We start from the raw sequence: 18,716 nt of genomic DNA on the forward strand, positions 1-18,716 counted from the left end.
GCGATTATGAGTCCCAAATTTAAATATTATAAAACAATAAGTTACTTCAATTTCAACGCCTTGGTAAGTCAAATAGTGGGGAATATGAAAGCATAGTAAATAGGCCTGCTGGCATTAGATTGCTTAAACTGCTCGGGCAAGAACCGCAGCCCAATCTGAACTGCTGAGAATGCGATAGAAGGGCTTCACGCGACATTTCACAAAATCAAGAATGTCTGCTTCGCTCATCGCTGAGGCCTTAGCGGGATATTCAGGTCCCCAGTCATCATAGAGTTCGTTGTATATGCCGTAAAACTGCCAGCAGATGTTGCTGACGATACGGGAATTTGGAGATAGGTGAAATGTCGGGATTTGATGCAGCCGTAACTCTATTTCTTTGGAAGTATCGGCATGCATCAGAAACCAAGCTTTGATCCTTAGCCATATAATTGAACTAGCGCTGATGCTAGGCATGACCATGTTTGTTTCAAGCATATATTCACGAAGGTAGCGCTCAATTTCATTTGAATCAGGATATTTATCTAAATTGAGGGAGGCTAAAATTAACAATGTTTCAGAACTATTGCCGGAAATTAGCTCTCTTTCTGCCCATTCAATGATCATTTTGTCGTAATCATCGACGCGATAAGTTTCGAAAGCTTCACCAAACGTTTTCAAACAAAGAATTTCGTATAAGTCATGTTTATATTTATTTTCCATAACATCATTCAATCCATGTTGTTTAGAGGATTCAACAGTATGGCTTCGTTGAGATAGGCTGGGGCAAAATGTGCGTAGCGCATCGTAACCTTAATCTCAGTATGTCCTGGGATTCGCTGCAGTACAAGAATGTTGCCCCACGCATCATAAAGTGGCTTGCAAATGTATGCCATAGTACGTGTAACAACTGCCCATCAGGTATGGTGGCCCCTGCTGGACTTGAACCAGCGACCAAGCGATTATGAGTCGCCTGCTCTAACCACTGAGCTAAGGGGCCGTGGCGGTGGATTATAAAGTAACTCCCGCAGGCGATCCAGCGTAAAACTTTTGCATGGTGCTTTTATAAACAACGCCTTTTCAATCCTTTATACTGAGATCTCATTCTGTCGGTTTGGGGTAAGTATGATTCACGACATTCTGGCGCCAGGATTGCGGGTGGTGTTCTGCGGTATCAACCCCGGCAAGTCGTCGGCGCACAAAGGGTTTCATTTTGCGCATCCGGGCAATCGCTTCTGGAAAGTGATCCACCAGGCCGGGTTTACGGATCGGCTGTTGACGCCAGAAGAGGAACATCACTTGCTGGATACGCGCTGCGGGATCACCATGCTGGTGGAGCGTCCGACAGTGCAGGCGAGCGACGTCGGGCTACATGAGCTGCGTAGCGGTGGCCGCGAACTGGTAAAGAAGATAGAAGACTATCAGCCTGCGGCGCTGGCGATACTCGGCAAGCAGGCGTACGAAAAGACCTTCAGCGTACGCGGTGTACAGTGGGGGAAGCAACAAAACTCCATCGGCGCGACGCAGATATGGGTGCTGCCAAATCCGAGTGGCCTGAACCGGGCAACACTGGATAAGCTGGTTGAGGCCTATCGCGAGCTGGACGAGGCGCTGGTGTTGCGCGGGCTCTGAATTCAGCACAAAAAAAAGCTCCCGGTCGGGAGCTTTTTGTTTTTCCGGAACCGATTAATCGTCCAGGAAGCTACGCAGCACTTCAGAGCGGCTCGGATGACGCAGTTTACGCAGCGCCTTCGCTTCGATCTGACGGATACGTTCGCGGGTAACGTCAAACTGTTTACCCACTTCTTCCAGCGTGTGGTCGGTGTTCATATCGATACCGAAACGCATACGCAGGACTTTCGCTTCACGGGCGGTGAGACCCGCCAGTACGTCGTGGGTGGCAGCACGCAGGCTCTCGGTGGTCGCAGAATCCAGCGGCAGCTCGAGGGTGGTATCCTCGATGAAATCACCCAGATGCGAATCTTCATCGTCGCCGATCGGCGTTTCCATGGAGATAGGCTCTTTGGCGATCTTCAGCACTTTACGGATTTTGTCTTCCGGCATCAGCATGCGTTCGGCCAGCTCTTCCGGCGTCGGTTCGCGACCCATTTCCTGCAACATCTGGCGGGAGATACGGTTGAGTTTGTTGATGGTCTCAATCATATGCACCGGAATACGGATGGTGCGCGCCTGATCGGCGATGGAACGGGTGATCGCCTGACGGATCCACCAGGTTGCGTAGGTGGAGAACTTGTAACCACGACGATATTCGAACTTATCCACCGCTTTCATCAGGCCGATGTTGCCTTCCTGAATCAGGTCGAGGAACTGCAGACCGCGGTTGGTGTATTTTTTGGCGATAGAAATAACCAGACGCAGGTTCGCTTCCACCATCTCTTTCTTCGCACGGCGGGCTTTCGCTTCACCGATGGACATACGACGGTTGATGTCTTTTACCTGCTCGATGGTCAGGCCGGTCTCTTCTTCAATCTGGTGCAGCTTCTGCAAACCACGCTGAACGTCTTCCGCGACGTCGTGCAGTTTTTCAGACCACGGCTTGTTCATCGCGATGGCGGCGTTGAACCAGGTTTCGCTGGTTTCGTTGCCGGTGAACAGGGTGATGAAGTTCTTCTTCGGCATTTTGCACTGTTCAACACACAGTTTCATGATGATGCGTTCCTGAGTACGAACGCGGTCCATCATGACGCGCATGCTGTTGACCAGATAGTCGAACTGTTTCGGTACCAGGCGGAACTGTTTGAACACTTCAGACAGCTTCAGGATCTCTTCCTGAGCGGCAGCGTGGCTGCGGCCTTTGGCTTTGATAGTGTCGCGCGTCACTTCGTACTGCGTGCGCAGCTCGGCGAATTTCTCACGCGCCAGTTCCGGATCGATGCTGTTGTCGTCGTCGCTGGAATCGCTGTCGTCGTCTTCCTCTTCTTCGTCGTCATCGTCGTCCATCTCTTCCTGAGAGAGTTCGGAACCGACGTGCGTCGCGGTAGGCGCCATGTCTTCTTCGGCGTTCGGATCGACAAAACCGGTGATCAGATCGGACAGACGAGCTTCAGCAGCTTCAACGCGATCGTACTGCTCAAGCAGATAGGTGATCGCTTCCGGGTATTCTGCAACGGAGCACTGAACCTGGTTGATCCCGTCTTCGATGCGTTTCGCGATGTCGATTTCGCCTTCGCGGGTCAGCAGTTCAACGGTACCCATTTCACGCATGTACATGCGCACCGGATCGGTCGTCCGGCCGATTTCAGATTCCACGCTGGAAAGCACCTGCGCGGCGGCTTCGGCTGCATCTTCGTCCGCGGTGTTTTCAGCCAGCATCAGATCATCGGCATCCGGTGCTTCTTCCATCACCTGGATGCCCATGTCGTTGATCATTTGGATGATGTCTTCGATCTGATCGGAGTCGACGATATCTTCCGGCAGATGGTCATTGACCTCAGCATAGGTCAGATAGCCTTGCTCCTTACCACGGGTGACAAGCAGCTTCAGCTGTGACTGCGGGTTTTGCTCCATAAGACGGTATCCACACTTATTTCATTGGGTTGGTGTCGGTCGGCGAAAATCAAAAACCGCCAACTTTTAAAGCGAGGGCCACTTATATTATTGCCGCTGCGCCTCAGCGCGGCTGTCGGGGTCAACCCGATCGATAATCGGCACTTAAGCCGTGCAATTCATTTTTTCGCCAGTTCCTGGCTTATCGTCCAGAGTTCCCGGCGTTCTTCGCTGCTTAAACCGTGTGTGCGATCACGAGCTATCAACTCTTCCTGTCGCAGCTCAAGCAACGAATCCAGCATGTGGTTGAGCGAGTCGGTGAACGTTTTTTCTGCAATGTCCTTATCAGCTATATCGTCCCACATCGACAATTTTTCAAGGGTTGCGGCCTCTTTTGTGCCGCGATACTGCTCCAGCAGCTGTCCGGTGGTCAGGCCAGGCTGCGACAGACAAGTGTTGACCAGTTCTGCAAATAAGCCAAGTCCGGGCAGTTTTTCCTGATTCAACCCCGCCAGCGGGGGAACCTGCGGCGCCAGATCCGGATTTTGCACCAGCAACCCTATAAGTATACGCATGGTCGTGCGTTTTAGCTGTGGAGCCGGGCGGGCGGAGCCATTTTCCGCCTGTTTCGGCATTAAACGTTCAAGCTGGGCGTCATCGAGAATACCCAGCTTGTTACCCAACTCCTGGCGCAAATAGATGCGCAGCGTTTCACCCGGCACCTGGCTGATTAACGGCAGCGCCAGCGTACTCAGCTGAGCGCGCCCGTCCGGTGTGCTCAAATCGACCTGCGGTAACAGGCTGTTAAACAAAAACGTGGAGAGCGGTTGAGCCTGCTCCATCCGCGCTTCGAACGCCGCTTTACCCTCTTTACGCACCAGCGTATCCGGGTCTTCACCGTCAGGCAGAAACATAAAGCGTAACTGACGACCGTCTGACATATACGGCAGCGCGGTTTCCAGCGCACGCCAGGCGGCATCGCGGCCTGCGCGGTCGCCGTCATAACAGCAGATGACGTTGTTGGTCACCCGGAACAGCAATTGAATGTGGTCGGCAGTGGTCGAGGTGCCCAGCGACGCGACGGCATAGTTAATGCCATACTGCGCCAGCGCGACCACGTCCATATACCCTTCGACGACAAGAAGACGCTGAGGTTCCGCTTCCGTCTGCTGCGCTTCATAAAGGCCATACAACTGGCGGCCCTTATGGAAAATATCAGTTTCCGGCGAGTTCAGGTATTTGGGTGTATCGTTGCCGAGCACGCGCCCGCCAAAGCCAATCACCCGCCCACGCTTATCGCGGATCGGGAACATCACCCGGTCGCGGAAACGGTCGTAACTGCGCCCCTGATCGTTAGTGACTAACATGCCCGCATCAATCAATGATTGACGGTTTTCGCCATGCGCACCGAAACGTTTTAAGACGTTATCCCAGCCGGGCGGCGCATAACCGATAGCAAAACGGCTAATCACGTCGCTGCTCAGACCGCGCTTTTCCAGATACTGGCGCGCCGTGACTGCGGCAGGGTTTGTCAGGGACTGTTGGTAAAACGTATTCAGGCCGTCCATCAGTTGATAGAGATTTTGCCGCTGATGGCGCTCTATCTGGCTTGGCCCGTTTCCCGCTTCATAAGGCACTTCGAGGTTATGCATGGCCGCCAGTTCTTCGACGGTTTCCACGAACTCGAGCTTGTCGTAGTTCATTAGAAAGTCGATAGCGTTGCCGTGCGCACCACAGCCAAAGCAGTGGTAAAACTGTTTCTCACCGTTAACGGTGAATGAGGGGGTTTTTTCGTTATGGAACGGGCAACACGCGTGAAAATTTTTGCCCTGCTTTTTCAGCTTTACCCGCGCGTCGATGAGATCGACGATGTCGGTTCGCGCCAGCAGGTCATTGATAAAAACACGTGGGATGCGTCCGGCCATATGCCCCTTCAATTAATACCATTCAGGATCCGCGACAGGCGCGAATTATAAAGGGTATAAACGAAAATAAGCCGCGCTTTCCTTCCGGAAGCACGGCCTTGCAACTACAACTCGTTCTGAATTGAGAGCGCTTGCCCTCTACAGATTAGTACAGACGAGTACGGCGTGCGTTTTCGCGAGCCAGTTTCTTCGCGTGACGTTTCACAGCAGAAGCTTTAGCGCGTTTGCGTTCTGTAGTCGGTTTTTCATAGAACTCACGACGACGGACTTCCGCCAGAACACCTGCTTTCTCGCAGGAACGCTTGAAGCGACGCAGTGCTACGTCGAACGGCTCGTTTTCACGTACTTTAATTACCGGCATGTAACTCTCACCTTTAATAAATTCGGTTTGCCGCTGGCATCAACGCCAGCTTATTTCAAAATGGTGCGGAATTTTACTGCAACTGCCGCTGCTTTGTAAAGCACCAATGCCGTTTTTGAACGGGACCTTTGTAAGGGGGCAGAGTATACACGAACTCACGCCCCAGGGTATACATCGACCCGCATTCGCCCTACACTGCGCGGTACAGAAATGAGGTAAAAACAAGTCATGCGTGTACTGGGAATTGAAACATCCTGCGATGAAACCGGCATCGCCATTTACGACGATGTTAACGGGCTGTTAGCCAACCAATTGTATAGTCAGGTGAAATTGCATGCCGATTACGGCGGCGTGGTGCCTGAACTGGCCTCGCGCGATCACGTGCGGAAAACCGTGCCGCTGATTCAGGCCGCGCTGAAAGAAGCGAACCTGACAGCGAAAGATATCGATGCGGTTGCGTATACCGCCGGTCCGGGGCTGGTTGGCGCGTTGCTGGTCGGCGCGACCGTCGGGCGTTCGCTGGCGTTTGCCTGGAACGTACCGGCCATTCCGGTACACCATATGGAAGGGCACCTGCTGGCGCCGATGCTGGAAGAAAATCCGCCAGAGTACCCGTTTGTCGCGCTGCTGGTGTCCGGCGGTCACACGCAATTGATCAGCGTCACCGGGATTGGCGAGTACACGCTGCTCGGCGAGTCCATTGACGATGCGGCCGGTGAAGCGTTTGATAAAACCGCCAAGCTGCTGGGGCTGGATTACCCGGGCGGCCCGATGCTGTCGAAACTGGCGTCGCAGGGTACGGAAGGGCGTTTTGTCTTCCCGCGCCCGATGACTGACCGTCCGGGGCTGGATTTCAGCTTCTCCGGCCTCAAAACCTTTGCGGCGAATACCATTCGCGACAACGATAACGACGATCAAACGCGCGCGGATATCGCCCGTGCTTTTGAGGATGCGGTTGTCGATACGCTGATGATCAAGTGCCGCCGCGCGCTGGATCAAACTGGCTTCAAGCGGCTGGTGATGGCGGGGGGTGTCAGCGCCAACCGCACATTGCGGGCGAAACTGGCGGAAATGATGCAAAAGCGTCATGGCGAGGTGTTTTACGCACGCCCGGAATTTTGCACCGACAACGGCGCGATGATCGCTTACGCGGGCATGGTGCGTCTGAAAGCCGGTACGCGGGCTGATCTCGGTGTCACCGTGCGTCCGCGCTGGCCGCTGGCGGAGTTACCCGCCGCGTAATGTGTTGCCGGGGGCGCTACGCTTACCCGGCCTACTGTTCCTGGTCTTCTTCTTGCGCTTTCTTGCGTTTCAGCTTTGACCAGATTTTGGGTTCCTGACGCCGCCACAGACGCTGAATGTTGTCGTGGTGGCGCAGCAAAATCAGGCAGGAGAGCATCGAAACGGGAAATGTGAATTGCGGTTTAAACCACCAGACATAGAACGGCGCGATTAACGCGCTGACGATGGCGCCGAGCGATGAATAGCCGCTCAGCAGCACGGTGAGCAACCAGGTGCCTGCCATCACGCCGGTGAGATCCCAGCCGATAGGCGCAATGGCGCCGAAGGCGGTGGCAACGCCTTTTCCGCCGCGAAAACCGAAGAATACCGGCCAGATATGGCCGAGGCAGGCGGCAATCGCAATCATGCCGAGCCAGAACGGGGTGACGCCCAGCATGTACGCGCCCCAGACCGGCAACATCCCTTTCAGGACATCGAAAATCAGAACTGCTACGGCTGCTCCTTTGCCGCCCATACGTAAAACGTTGGTTGCTCCGGGATTACCCGACCCGCTCACGCGGGGATCCGGCAATCCAGCGATACGGCAAACCAGGATGGCGCTGGAGATTGAGCCGCAAAGGTAGGCGAGGATAACCATTCCAGGCGCGATTGCACTCATAACGCTGTTCCGTATTGAAAGTATCGTTTTAATCTCTGCATCTGTGGATAATACGCATAATTCGCCGGAAGTGGTATCCGGTTTGGGCAAAAAGCAGGCGGGGCGTGATGGATATTGTATTTATAGAGCAACTTTCGGTAATCACCACCATTGGCGTTTACGACTGGGAACAGACCATCGAACAGCAACTGGTGTTCGATATCGAAATGGCGTGGGACAACCGCAAAGCCGCGGCGAGCGACGATGTTCAGGACTGCCTGAGCTATGCTGATGTCAGCGAGGCGGTGGTTGGCCATGTCGAAGGCAACCGGTTTGCGCTGGTGGAGCGCGTAGCGGAAGAAGTGGCGTCGCTGCTGTTGAGCCGTTTTAACTCGCCGTGGGTGCGCATCAAAGTCAGTAAACCCGGTGCGGTGGCGCGTGCGAAGAACGTCGGCGTGGTCATCGAGCGTAGCCAAAATCTGAAAGAAAACATATAAATTCAACATTGCTAAACCATAATCAATTTTGCTGGTCATAAGACTGGGAATTTGGCGGCTGCGGTGAATCATGCGCCGTTTTTTTATGTCTTTTAAAAGGGTTTATTGAATGAGCGATATGCACTCGCTGCTGGTGGCGGCAATACTGGGTGTGGTCGAAGGATTGACAGAATTTTTGCCCGTTTCCAGTACCGGCCATATGATCATCGTTGGTCATCTGCTGGGGTTTGAAGGTGATACGGCAAAAACATTTGAAGTGGTGATCCAGTTAGGCTCCATTCTCGCTGTAGTGGTGATGTTCTGGCGTCGTCTGTTTGGTCTGATCGGCATTCATTTCGGTCGACAACCGCATGAAGGCTTCGGGAAAGGGCGTTTGTCGCTGATTCATATCCTGCTCGGGATGATCCCGGCGGTGGTGCTCGGTCTGGTGTTTCACGACACCATCAAATCGTTGTTCAACCCGGTTAACGTGATGTACGCGCTGGTGGTGGGGGGCTTACTGCTGATTGCCGCAGAGTGTCTGAAGCCAAAGGAGCCGCGTGCGCAGGGGCTGGATGACATGACCTATCGCCAGGCGTTTATGATTGGCTGCTTCCAGTGTCTGGCGCTGTGGCCGGGTTTCTCCCGCTCTGGCGCGACCATTTCCGGCGGTATGCTGATGGGCGTCAGCCGCTACGCCGCGTCTGAATTTTCTTTCCTGCTGGCGGTACCGATGATGATGGGCGCCACTGCGCTCGATCTCTACAAAAGCATCGGTTTTCTGACCACAGGCGATATCCCGATGTTTGCGGTCGGTTTCGTGACGGCGTTTATCGTGGCGCTGATCGCGATTAAAACCTTCCTGCAACTGATTAAACGGATTTCGTTTATCCCGTTCGCCATCTACCGTTTTATCGTGGCGGCAGCGGTGTACGCGGTCTTTATGTAAATCATGCCTTAGGTTGCGGACAACGCGACGCTTTCCATAACGCGACGGCCTCAACGCGTCGTCGCGTTAACTCTTCCCGAATCTCCGGGCCTTTGAATCCCGCATCAATCACCGCTTTATTGGCGACGCTTTTCGCCACTTCCCAGGCTTCGCGCAGCAACCGCCCTTGCGGGTAATCACAGGCTTCAAACCCGGTACGGCCACGGACGTCTGCTTCGCTGGTCAGGGTGAGTTGCTCCACACGCTGCGGCTTGCGCCAGGCGTCGAGGGAGTCGAACAGCTTCACGATGGTCGCCGGTTTCAGGATGGGGAAGGTGTGGATGAGATCGTGGAACTCAGCGACCACTTTTGCCAGATCACGCATCTCATTCGGCACGCGCAACCGGGCGCAAAGCTGTTCAACCAGTTTGACACCTGCCGGGCCATGCCCGTGATGACGCGGCCACAGCGCTTTTGGCGTGAGCCCTTTGCCGAGATCGTGGCACAGCGTGGCAAAACGAATATCGATGTCAGGAGAGAGCATCGCCGCCATGGTGAGCGTCATCATGGTGTGGATGCCGGTGTCGATTTCCGGGTGCCATTTCGCCGGTGCCGGTACGCCGTACAGCGCATCCAGTTCCGGGAACAGCACGTTTAATGCGCCGCAGTCGCGCAGCGTCTGGAAAAAGACCTGCGGGTTGCGGGTGCCGAGCGCGCCTTCGGTTTCTTTCCAGACGCGTTCCGGCGTCAGGTGCGCCAGTTCGCCCGCGTCGGTCATGTCGCGCATCAGCGCCATGGTCTCATCGGCGATACGAAAACTGAGATGGGCGTAACGGGCAGCAAAACGCGCCACGCGCAATACACGCAGCGGATCTTCACTAAACGCGGGGGAGACGTGACGCAGGAGACGCTGGCGTAAATCCGACTGACCGTGGTAAGGGTCAATAATGTTGCCGTCGGCGTCCTGGGCCAGCGCGTTGACGGTCAAATCACGGCGCAGCAGATCCTGCTCAAGCGTGACGTCGGGCGCGGCATAGCAGGTAAAGCCGGTATAACCGGAACCGGACTTACGCTCAGTACGCGCCAGCGCATACTCTTCATGCGTTTCAGGGTGCAGGAATACCGGAAAATCGCGGCCAACCTGTTGATAGCCCGCGTCCAGCATCTCCTGCGGCGTCGCGCCGACAACAACCCAATCTTTGTCTTTGACCGGTAGCCCTAATAACGCATCACGAACCGCACCACCGACCAGATAACTCTTCACCCGTACTTCTCCCCAACGCTCTCGCAAGATTACGATAATACGTAAGTGTAGGGGAGAAGACCAATCGGGCTTAGTTCATCCAGCGATCTTTTCGTCTGCGGCTGGGGATCAGGTGCGGCAGGATGAGGCCTAACAGCAGACCAACACCCAGCACGCCGCCGCCATACATGAACCATTGCATGATGATGGTACGCTGCTTGTCATCCAGTTGCAGATTGGCGGCATTCACTTTCTTCTGTGCGACAATCAGCTGGTTTTTCAGCGTCTGGTTTTCCTGTTGCAGGCCGTTGATCACGCTGTCGCTCTGAGAGACTTTTTTCTGCATTTCAGCGGTGCGCTGATTCCAGGTCGCGTCGATGTTGTTCAGCTTGTCAGTCAGGGTCTGGACCTGGTTTTCGAGATCCGGCACGCGGGTGCGCAGGCTGGGGTCGTTGCTCAGTTCTTTCAGCGGGATCCACGCGGTGCGGCCGCTGTTGTCACGAATCTGACCATAATTCGTGTCACTGTTGGTCTGCAGCAACGCCACTTCTTCGCCAGCGTTAATCGTGCCGACGAGGCGATAATTATCACCCGGACCGCTGCGTACCCAGGTGTTCAGTTCATCAGAGACGTAACGTTTTTCCTCGGCGTGAGCCATCACAGAAACGTTAAGCGCGAGTAAAGTTAATCCAATCAGGCGTAATTTTCGCATCAGGTCATCGTTTTTGTCATAAAAGTGGAACGATAGTAGTGGCAACAGTCTGACGACGCAAAGCATTCTGCATCAATCGGAATCATCCAGGTCGCGCCAGCCGCATCGCCAAACTTTTATCCCGGTCAAACTGCGCGTTGCATGGCAATTTGACGCAAAATACTATCTACTGACAAAAAAGAACGCGGGAAGTTCGCCGCAGTGGCACTTCGGACAACGCAACCATAAGAAGTTTAGTCATGGCTCAAGAAATCGAATTAAAGTTTATTGTTTGTGACGAGGGCGTGGAAACGCTGCGTCAGCACCTCAACACCCTGACCACGGAGCATCATCCCGCCGGGGAGTTGCTCAATATCTACTACGAAACCGCCGATACCTGGCTGCGCCGCCATGACATGGGCCTGCGTATTCGTGGCGTTCAGGGTCGTTATGAAATGACCATGAAGATCGCCGGACGCGTGGTAGGCGGGCTGCATCAGCGCCCGGAATACAACATTGAACTCGACAAGCCCGAGCTGGCGCTTGACCGCTTCCCGGTGGACGTCTGGCCTGACGGAGAACTGCCTGCCGATCTGGCGAGCCGCGTCCAGCCACTGTTCAGCACCAATTTCGAACGCGAAAAATGGCTGGTTAACGAAGGCGACAGCCGTATTGAAATTGCGCTCGATCGCGGTGAAGTGAAAGCGGGTGAGCATCACGAACCGATTTGCGAACTGGAGCTGGAGTTACTCTCCGGGCGGACGGAAGATGTCCTGAAGCTGTCGCATCAGCTGGTGGGACTGGCGGTGCTGCGTCAGGGAAGCCTGAGCAAAGCGGCGCGCGGCTATCATCTGGCGCAGGGTAATGCAGAACGCGAAGTCAAACCGCTGAGCGTGCTGCCGCTGGTCGCTAAAGCAAGTGTTGAGCAGGGGATGGCCGCCGCGCTGGAGAATGCGCTGGCGCACTGGCAGTATCACGAAGAATTGTGGATCCGCGGCAACGACAGCGCGCGCCCGGAAATCATGAACGCCATTGCCCGTATTCGTCACGCGCTGATGCTGTTCGGCGGTCTGGTGCCCCGCAAAGCCAGCGCGCGCCTGCGTGATCAGCTCACCCTGGCGGAAGCGACGCTGACCTCTGCGGTGTCGGCGCAGACGGCGGTTTATGACGTGCAAACCGCCCAGGCGAAGCTGACGCTCACCGAATGGCTGGTGATGCGCGGCTGGCAGCCGTTCATCGACGAAAAAACGCAGCCAAAGCTGGCTGATTCCTGTAAACGTTTTGCCGACATACAGCTTTCGCGCGTGGCGGCAGAGCTCAAAAAAGCCTTCGCGCACCCGCTTGGCGATCGTTATGCCGATCAGTTGCCGCGCCTCGCCCGGGATCTCGACAGTGTGATGCTGCTGGCGGGCTATTACCCTGAGGCCGCCGTACAGGCGTGGCTGGAGCCCTGGCAGGGACTGAGCCAGTCGATTGCTCATCGCCAGCGTAATGACATTGAACTCTTCCGCAATGAAGCGTTAAACGCAGAACCGTTCTGGCTGCACAGCGGAAAACGATAACTCAGGCAGGATACCTTTTATGATGCCGCTCTCTTCGCCGTTACAGCAACACTGGCAGACCGTTGTGGACAGGTTGCCGGAAGATTTCCCCGTCGCCACGCTCAGCCTGCAGGCGCAGGCCGTACTGGTGTTCAGTGATTTTGTACAGGACAGTCTGGCGGCACATCCCGACTGGCTTTCCAGTCTGGAAAGCACGCCGCCGCAGGCGGGCGAAGAGGCGCATTACGCCACCTGGCTGCGCGAGGCGCTGGCTGCCGTGCAGGATGAAACCGCGCTGATGCGCGAGCTGCGGCTGTTTCGCCGCCGTATTATGGTGCGCATCGCCTGGATGCAGACGCTGTCGCTGGTGAGCGAAGAAAATACGTTGCAGCAACTGAGCACGCTTGCCGAAACGCTGATCGTCGCCTCGCGCGACTGGCTGTACGACGCCTGCTGCCGCGACTGGGGAACGCCCTGTAATGCCGACGGCGTGCCGCAGCCGCTGCTGATCCTCGGGATGGGCAAACTCGGGGGCGGCGAGCTGAATTTTTCCTCGGATATCGATCTGATTTTTGTCTGGCCTGAGCACGGCTCGACCCGCGGCGGGCGGCGTGAACTGGATAACGCACAGTTTTTCACCCGCCTCGGACAACGGCTGATCAAAGTGCTCGACCAGCCGACGCAGGACGGCTTTGTCTACCGTGTTGATATGCGGTTGCGTCCGTTTGGCGACAGCGGCCCGCTGGTGCTGAGTTTTGCCGCGTTTGAAGATTACTATCAGGAGCAGGGGCGCGACTGGGAGCGCTACGCGATGGTCAAAGCGCGCCCGATGGGGGACGCCGATGACGTCAATGCCAGCGAGTTACGGGCAATGCTGCGACCGTTTGTCTTCCGCCGCTACATCGATTTCAGCGTGATCCAGTCGCTGCGCAATATGAAAGGGATGATTGCCCGTGAGGTGCGCCGTCGCGGCCTGAAAGACAACATCAAGCTGGGTGCGGGCGGGATCCGCGAAATCGAGTTTGTCGTGCAGGTGTTCCAGTTGATCCGCGGTGGTCGCGAGCCGTCGTTGCAGTCGCGCTCGCTACTGGCGACGCTGGAAGCCATTGAGGCGCTGCATCTGCTGCCGGAGGGTGATGCAGACCAGCTGCGCGTGGCCTATCTGTTCCTGCGCCGCCTGGAAAACCTGCTGCAAAGCATTAATGACGAACAAACCCAGACGCTACCGGTCGATGAACTGAACCGCTCGCGCCTGGCGTGGGGGATGCATTTCCCTGACTGGGCCGCGCTCGAAGCGCAACTGACCGCCCATATGACCGCCGTTCGCCGTATCTTTAACGAGCTGATTGGCGATGACGAAACGCCGTCGCAGGAGGAGGCGATTTCAGAACTGTGGCGCGAGCTGTGGCAGGATGCGTTGCAGGAAGAGGACACCACGCCAGTGCTGGCGCATCTGTCCGACAGCGATCGCCATCAGGTGGTGGCATTGATCGCTGATTTCCGTAAAGAGCTTGATCGGCGTTCTATTGGCCCGCGCGGGCGGCAGGTGCTGGATCAACTGATGCCGAATCTGCTGAGCGAAATTTGCAGCCGTGACGACGCACCGGTGCCGCTGGTGCGCATTACGCCGCTGCTGACCAGCATTGTCACCCGTACCACCTATCTTGAGCTGCTGAGCGAGTTCCCCGGCGCGCTCAAGCATCTGATTTCACTCTGCGCCGCCTCACCGATGGTCGCCAGCCAACTGGCGCGTTATCCGCTGCTGTTGGACGAACTGCTCGATCCCGGCACGCTGTATCAGCCGACCGCCACCGACGCCTACCGCGACGATCTGCGCCAGTATCTGTTGCGGGTGCCTGAAGAAGATGAAGAACAACAGCTGGAGGCGCTACGCCAGTTCAAACAGGCGCAACTATTGCGTGTAGCGGCAGCCGATATCGCCGGGACGCTGCCGGTAATGAAAGTGAGCGATCACTTAACCTGGCTGGCGGAAGCGATGATCGACGCCGTTGTGCATCAGGCCTGGATACAAATGGTGGCGCGTTACGGGCAACCGACACACCTGCACGATCGCGAAGGCCGCGGTTTTGCCGTGGTCGGTTACGGCAAGCTGGGCGGCTGGGAGCTGGGTTACAGCTCTGATCTCGATCTGGTATTCCTGCATGATTGCCCGGCGGACGTGATGACCGATGGCGAGCGGGAAATCGACGGTCGTCAGTTCTACCTGCGACTGGCGCAACGCATCATGCATCTTTTCAGTACCCGCACGTCGTCAGGCATTCTGTACGAAGTGGACGCTCGCTTACGTCCGTCCGGCGAGGCAGGCATGCTGGTGACGACCACCGACGCCTTTGCCGATTATCAGAAAAATGAAGCCTGGACCTGGGAACATCAGGCGCTGGTTCGCGCCCGCGTGGTATATGGCGATCCGGGGTTACACGCACAGTTCGATGCGATTCGTAAAGAAGTGCTCACCACTGAGCGTGATGGCGAAAAGCTGCAAACAGATGTTCGCGAAATGCGCGAGAAAATGCGCGCTCATCTCGGTAATAAACACCGCGATCGCTTTGATATTAAAGCCGATGCCGGTGGCATTACCGATATCGAGTTTATTACGCAGTACCTGGTGCTGCGCTATGCTCATCTGAAACCGAAGCTGACACGCTGGTCCGATAACGTCCGCATCCTCGAACTGCTGGCGCAGAACGACATTATGGATGAAGACGAAGCGATGGCGCTCACGCGGGCCTACACCACGTTGCGTGATGAACTGCATCATCTGGCGCTGCAGGAATCCGCGGGCCACGTGGCGCAGGATGCCTTCGGTGAAGAACGCGCGCGGGTCAGTGCCAGCTGGCAGAAGTGGCTGGTGGAGTCGTGCGGTTCAAAGTAAGTGGTGGTATCATCGCGCGCAAATTGTGAATCTTTCAGGAGTCAGGAATGAAAGTAACGCTGCCAGAGTTCGAACGTGCAGGCGTCATGGTCGTCGGGGATGTGATGCTGGATCGCTACTGGTATGGGCCGACCAGCCGTATATCACCAGAAGCGCCGGTTCCGGTCGTGAAAGTCGACACTATCGAAGAGCGCCCGGGCGGCGCGGCGAACGTGGCGATGAACATCGCTTCGCTCGGTGCTGGTGCACGTCTGGTCGGGCTGACCGGGATTGACGATGCGGCTCGCGCGCTCAGTAAAGCGCTGGCGGACGTCAACGTGAAGTGTGATTTCGTTACTGTTCCGACGCATCCTACCATTACCAAACTGCGTGTCCTGTCGCGCAACCAGCAACTGATCCGTCTCGATTTCGAAGAAGGGTTTGCGGATGTTGACCCGCAACCAATGCACGAGCGTATTCAGCAGGCGCTGGGTAACATTGGCGCTCTGGTGCTTTCCGACTACGCCAAAGGCGCGCTGAGCAGCGTTCAGTCGATGATCCAACTGGCGCGTAAAGCGGGTGTTCCGGTGCTGATCGACCCGAAAGGCGCGGAATTTGAACGTTATCGCGGTGCGACCTTGCTGACGCCGAACCTGTCCGAGTTCGAAGCCGTGGTTGGTAAGTGCAAAGACGAAGCGCAGATCGTTGAGCGCGGCATGAAGCTGATTGCCGATTTTGAGCTGTCCGCGCTGCTGGTGACCCGTTCTGAGCAGGGCATGACGCTGCTGCAGCCGGGCAAAGACGCACTGCATATGCCGACGCAGGCGCAGGAAGTGTATGACGTCACCGGCGCAGGCGACACGGTGATTGGCGTGCTGGCGGCGACGCTGGCGGCCGGAAAAACGCTTGAAGAAGCGTGCTACTTCGCCAATGCGGCGGCGGGCGTGGTCGTTGGCAAACTCGGTACCTCGACCGTTTCGCCAGTCGAACTGGAAAACGCGGTGCGTGGCCGTGCCGATACCGGTTTTGGCGTGATGACCGAAGATGAGCTGAAGCAGGCGGTTATCGCGGCGCGCAAACGCGGCGAGAAAGTGGTGATGACCAACGGCGTCTTCGACATTCTGCATGCCGGTCACGTCTCTTATCTGGCGAACGCGCGTAAGCTGGGTGATCGCCTGATTGTGGCAGTGAACAGCGACGCTTCCACCAAACGCCTGAAAGGTGAAAGCCGCCCGGTTAACCCGCTGGAACAGCGGATGATCGTGCTGGGCGCGCTGGAATCGGTCGACTGGGTGGTCTCTTTCGAAGAAGACACGCCGCAGCGCCTGATTGCCGGGATCCTGCCGGACCTACTGGTGAAAGGCGGTGATTACAAGCCGGATGAGATCGCCGGTAGCGAAGAAGTCTGGGCCAACGGCGGCGACGTAATGGTGCTGAACTTCGAAGATGGCTGCTCCACCACCAATATCATCAAGAAAATTCAGAAAGACAGCGGCAAGTAACGCCACAGGCTTTCCTGAAAAAACCTCCCGCTATACCACACTGCGCGCCCGGTTCTTTACCGGGCGCGCAGTGCCCGTCGTCGAGAAAACGTGACAAATGTGTGGGTTTATGACACAGCGCATAAATTAGCGAATGAATGAGCACGTTTTGCGTGCATTTAGCCTAAAGTAAGATAAATACTGGAAGCAGGAAAAAGCATATAGCCGACTCAGAAACGCATTGACTGAAGGAGTATGCCGATGAACCAACACGAACTCTACATTTTGAACAATTTCGATTTTATCGCCCGTAGCTTTGCCAGAATGCACTCGCTTGGCCAATCGGTTGATCTCGAGGCAGTCACAGGGAATATGGATGAAGCGCAACGAGAGTGGTTCTACTTTCGCTATGAGTTTTACTGTCAACAGGCGCTGAGAGTGAGATCCCCTGAGGTAGAGCACTAAGTAACAACGGGCCGAAAGGCCCGTTATTGTTTTCAGTCCTGTTGTTCTACTGGCGGTGTGACGGCTGCGGGTGCGCTGGCGCGATTTTCCAGCTCACTGAGGCGTTGTTCCAGCAGCGCCAGTTTCTCGCGTGTGCGCAGCAGCACCTGCGTTTGCACATCAAATTCTTCGCGGCTCACCAGATCCAGCCGGGTTAACTGCGACTGCAGCACCTGACGGATTTTTTTCTCCACATCGTCACCAAAGTCACGCAGACCTTTCGGCATCGATTCGTGTACCTGGCGGGCGATTTGCTCAATTTTCTTCGGGTCAATCATCGTAGTTTCCCTGATCGTCTCTGTTCTGATGTTCATTGTAGTGCCTGAACGGAAGTCGATAAACCAGAAATACAAATGTTTGAACTCAATGCATTGCCCGGGATAGTCAATCGCGTTATAGTTAACCCGCTTATTCTCAGGGCGGGGCGAAATTCCCCACCGGCGGTAAATCAGCTTACGCTGAAAGCCCGCGAGCGCTCCTGAATTTTCAGGAGGTCAGCAGATCCGGTGTAATTCCGGGGCCGACGGTTAAAGTCCGGATGGGAGAGAGTAACGATCCAGTCGGGTTTGCGCCCGCTCACGTTATTTTTTTGCCGCTTGTACGGTACTCCTAAGACTGCCCTGATTCTGGTAACCACAAATTTAATGAGGTTTTTATTACCATGAATCAGACGCTACTTTCCTCTTTTGGCACGCCATTCGAACGTGTGGAAAACGCACTGGCCGCACTGCGCGAAGGCCGCGGTGTAATGGTGCTGGATGATGAAGATCGTGAAAACGAAGGTGACATGATTTTCGCCGCCGAAACCATGACTGTTGAACAAATGGCGCTGACCATTCGTCACGGCAGCGGCATTGTTTGTCTGTGCCTGACCGAAGATCGCCGCAAACAGCTCGATCTGCCGATGATGGTTGAGAACAACACCAGTGCCTACGGCACCGGCTTTACCGTTACCATCGAAGCCGCTGAAGGCGTAACGACTGGGGTTTCTGCCGCTGATCGCGTGACTACCGTGCGCGCGGCGATTGCGGATGGCGCTAAGCCGTCCGACCTGAACCGTCCTGGTCACGTGTTCCCGCTGCGTGCGCAGCCGGGCGGCGTGCTGACCCGCGGCGGTCACACGGAAGCCACTATCGATCTGGTGACGCTGGCAGGTTTCAAACCAGCAGGTGTGCTGTGTGAACTGACCAATGATGATGGCTCAATGGCGCGCGCGCCGGAGTGCATCAAGTTTGCTGGTGAGCACAATATGGCCGTCGTGACTATCGAAGATCTGGTGGCTTACCGCCAAAAGCACGAACGTAAAGCCAGCTGAAATTAACGCTGCTGCGA

At 55.8% G+C, this 18,716-nt stretch carries 17 protein-coding genes, 1 tRNA gene, 1 pseudogene and 1 riboswitch; of the genes and pseudogenes, 9 read left to right on the forward strand and 10 right to left on the reverse strand.

The window, feature by feature from the left end; all coding sequences use genetic code 11:
- Window positions 1-123: 123 nt before the first annotated feature.
- The 3 genes and pseudogenes from AOY23_RS08530 to AOY23_RS08535 all read right to left on the reverse strand — a co-directional run bounded on the left by AOY23_RS08530 (window position 124) and on the right by AOY23_RS08535 (window position 976).
- Entirely contained in the window at window positions 124-699 is a 576-nt protein-coding gene (locus tag AOY23_RS08530; RefSeq protein ID WP_054178888.1) for a hypothetical protein, read from the reverse strand.
- Between the two features lie 8 nt (window positions 700-707).
- A pseudogene (locus AOY23_RS22995) lies at window positions 708-913 on the reverse strand (site-specific integrase); the annotation flags it as partial.
- A tRNA-Ile gene (locus AOY23_RS08535) sits at window positions 901-976 on the reverse strand. The pseudogene AOY23_RS22995 and the gene AOY23_RS08535, both read right to left, overlap by 13 nt.
- Before the next feature lie 125 nt (window positions 977-1,101).
- Between AOY23_RS08535 and mug the strand changes: the two genes are divergently transcribed.
- Entirely contained in the window at window positions 1,102-1,608 is a 507-nt protein-coding gene (gene mug, locus AOY23_RS08540) for a G/U mismatch-specific DNA glycosylase (protein ID WP_054178887.1), read from the forward strand.
- 54 nt (window positions 1,609-1,662) lie between these two features.
- Here the strand turns inward: mug and rpoD are convergent, their stop codons facing one another.
- The 3 genes from rpoD to rpsU form a co-directional block, all read right to left on the reverse strand.
- Window positions 1,663-3,504, reverse strand: coding sequence for an RNA polymerase sigma factor RpoD (rpoD, locus tag AOY23_RS08545; protein ID WP_054178886.1), 1,842 nt, complete (start codon window positions 3,502-3,504; stop codon window positions 1,663-1,665).
- Between the two features lie 158 nt (window positions 3,505-3,662).
- Window positions 3,663-5,408, reverse strand: coding sequence for a DNA primase (dnaG, locus tag AOY23_RS08550; protein WP_054178885.1), 1,746 nt, complete (start codon window positions 5,406-5,408; stop codon window positions 3,663-3,665).
- Window positions 5,409-5,553: 145 nt separating this feature from the next.
- Complete coding sequence (rpsU, locus tag AOY23_RS08555) at window positions 5,554-5,769, reverse strand: 30S ribosomal protein S21 (RefSeq protein ID WP_001144069.1); 216 nt, start codon at window positions 5,767-5,769, stop codon at window positions 5,554-5,556.
- 228 nt (window positions 5,770-5,997) lie between these two features.
- Here rpsU and tsaD point away from each other — a divergent pair, with 228 nt between their 5' ends.
- Window positions 5,998-7,011, forward strand: coding sequence for a tRNA (adenosine(37)-N6)-threonylcarbamoyltransferase complex transferase subunit TsaD (tsaD, locus tag AOY23_RS08560; RefSeq protein ID WP_038161769.1), 1,014 nt, complete (start codon window positions 5,998-6,000; stop codon window positions 7,009-7,011).
- A gap of 31 nt (window positions 7,012-7,042) precedes the next feature.
- On the opposite strand, the gene plsY is transcribed toward tsaD, so the two are convergent.
- Window positions 7,043-7,669, reverse strand: a complete 627-nt coding sequence (gene plsY, locus AOY23_RS08565) for a glycerol-3-phosphate 1-O-acyltransferase PlsY (protein WP_054178884.1) — start codon at window positions 7,667-7,669, stop codon at window positions 7,043-7,045.
- A 107-nt stretch (window positions 7,670-7,776) separates the two neighbouring features.
- Here plsY and folB point away from each other — a divergent pair, with 107 nt between their 5' ends.
- Window positions 7,777-8,145, forward strand: a complete 369-nt coding sequence (gene folB / locus AOY23_RS08570) for a bifunctional dihydroneopterin aldolase/7,8-dihydroneopterin epimerase (protein WP_054178883.1) — start codon at window positions 7,777-7,779, stop codon at window positions 8,143-8,145.
- A gap of 109 nt (window positions 8,146-8,254) precedes the next feature.
- Window positions 8,255-9,073, forward strand: coding sequence for an undecaprenyl-diphosphate phosphatase (gene bacA / locus AOY23_RS08575; protein WP_054178882.1), 819 nt, complete (start codon window positions 8,255-8,257; stop codon window positions 9,071-9,073).
- 1 nt (window position 9,074) lies between these two features.
- Here bacA and AOY23_RS08580 read toward each other — a convergent pair whose 3' ends face one another.
- The gene (locus AOY23_RS08580) at window positions 9,075-10,316 is read right to left on the reverse strand and encodes a multifunctional CCA addition/repair protein (RefSeq protein ID WP_054178881.1); all 1,242 of its coding nucleotides are present in this window, start codon (window positions 10,314-10,316) and stop codon (window positions 9,075-9,077) included.
- Window positions 10,317-10,386: 70 nt separating this feature from the next.
- Complete coding sequence (locus AOY23_RS08585; protein WP_054178880.1) at window positions 10,387-11,007, reverse strand: TIGR04211 family SH3 domain-containing protein; 621 nt, start codon at window positions 11,005-11,007, stop codon at window positions 10,387-10,389.
- A 239-nt stretch (window positions 11,008-11,246) separates the two neighbouring features.
- Between AOY23_RS08585 and AOY23_RS08590 the strand changes: the two genes are divergently transcribed.
- The 4 genes from AOY23_RS08590 to glgS all read left to right on the forward strand — a co-directional run bounded on the left by AOY23_RS08590 (window position 11,247) and on the right by glgS (window position 17,345).
- A complete protein-coding gene (locus tag AOY23_RS08590; RefSeq protein ID WP_054178879.1) occupies window positions 11,247-12,548 on the forward strand; it encodes a CYTH domain-containing protein in 1,302 nt (433 codons plus the stop codon).
- Between the two features lie 19 nt (window positions 12,549-12,567).
- Complete coding sequence (gene glnE / locus AOY23_RS08595) at window positions 12,568-15,420, forward strand: bifunctional [glutamate--ammonia ligase]-adenylyl-L-tyrosine phosphorylase/[glutamate--ammonia-ligase] adenylyltransferase (protein ID WP_054178878.1); 2,853 nt, start codon at window positions 12,568-12,570, stop codon at window positions 15,418-15,420.
- 47 nt (window positions 15,421-15,467) lie between these two features.
- Window positions 15,468-16,901, forward strand: a complete 1,434-nt coding sequence (gene hldE, locus AOY23_RS08600) for a bifunctional D-glycero-beta-D-manno-heptose-7-phosphate kinase/D-glycero-beta-D-manno-heptose 1-phosphate adenylyltransferase HldE (RefSeq protein WP_054178877.1) — start codon at window positions 15,468-15,470, stop codon at window positions 16,899-16,901.
- Window positions 16,902-17,135: 234 nt separating this feature from the next.
- The gene (gene glgS, locus AOY23_RS08605; protein ID WP_235501643.1) at window positions 17,136-17,345 is read left to right on the forward strand and encodes a cell surface composition regulator GlgS; all 210 of its coding nucleotides are present in this window, start codon (window positions 17,136-17,138) and stop codon (window positions 17,343-17,345) included.
- Window positions 17,346-17,377: 32 nt separating this feature from the next.
- Here the strand turns inward: glgS and ubiK are convergent, their stop codons facing one another.
- Window positions 17,378-17,662: a ubiquinone biosynthesis accessory factor UbiK gene (gene ubiK, locus AOY23_RS08610; protein ID WP_054178875.1), complete on the reverse strand. Its 285-nt coding sequence runs from the start codon at window positions 17,660-17,662 to the stop codon at window positions 17,378-17,380.
- 128 nt (window positions 17,663-17,790) lie between these two features.
- A riboswitch (FMN riboswitch) is annotated at window positions 17,791-17,938 on the forward strand.
- A gap of 107 nt (window positions 17,939-18,045) precedes the next feature.
- Between ubiK and ribB the strand changes: the two genes are divergently transcribed.
- On the forward strand, window positions 18,046-18,699 hold the full coding sequence (ribB, locus tag AOY23_RS08615; RefSeq protein WP_054178874.1) for a 3,4-dihydroxy-2-butanone-4-phosphate synthase: 654 nt from the start codon (window positions 18,046-18,048) through the stop codon (window positions 18,697-18,699).
- The last annotated feature ends 17 nt before the right edge of the window (window positions 18,700-18,716 follow it).

The sequence above is a fragment of the Trabulsiella odontotermitis genome (assembly GCF_001297775.1).
In the GTDB taxonomy this organism is placed as follows: domain Bacteria; phylum Pseudomonadota; class Gammaproteobacteria; order Enterobacterales; family Enterobacteriaceae; genus Trabulsiella; species Trabulsiella odontotermitis.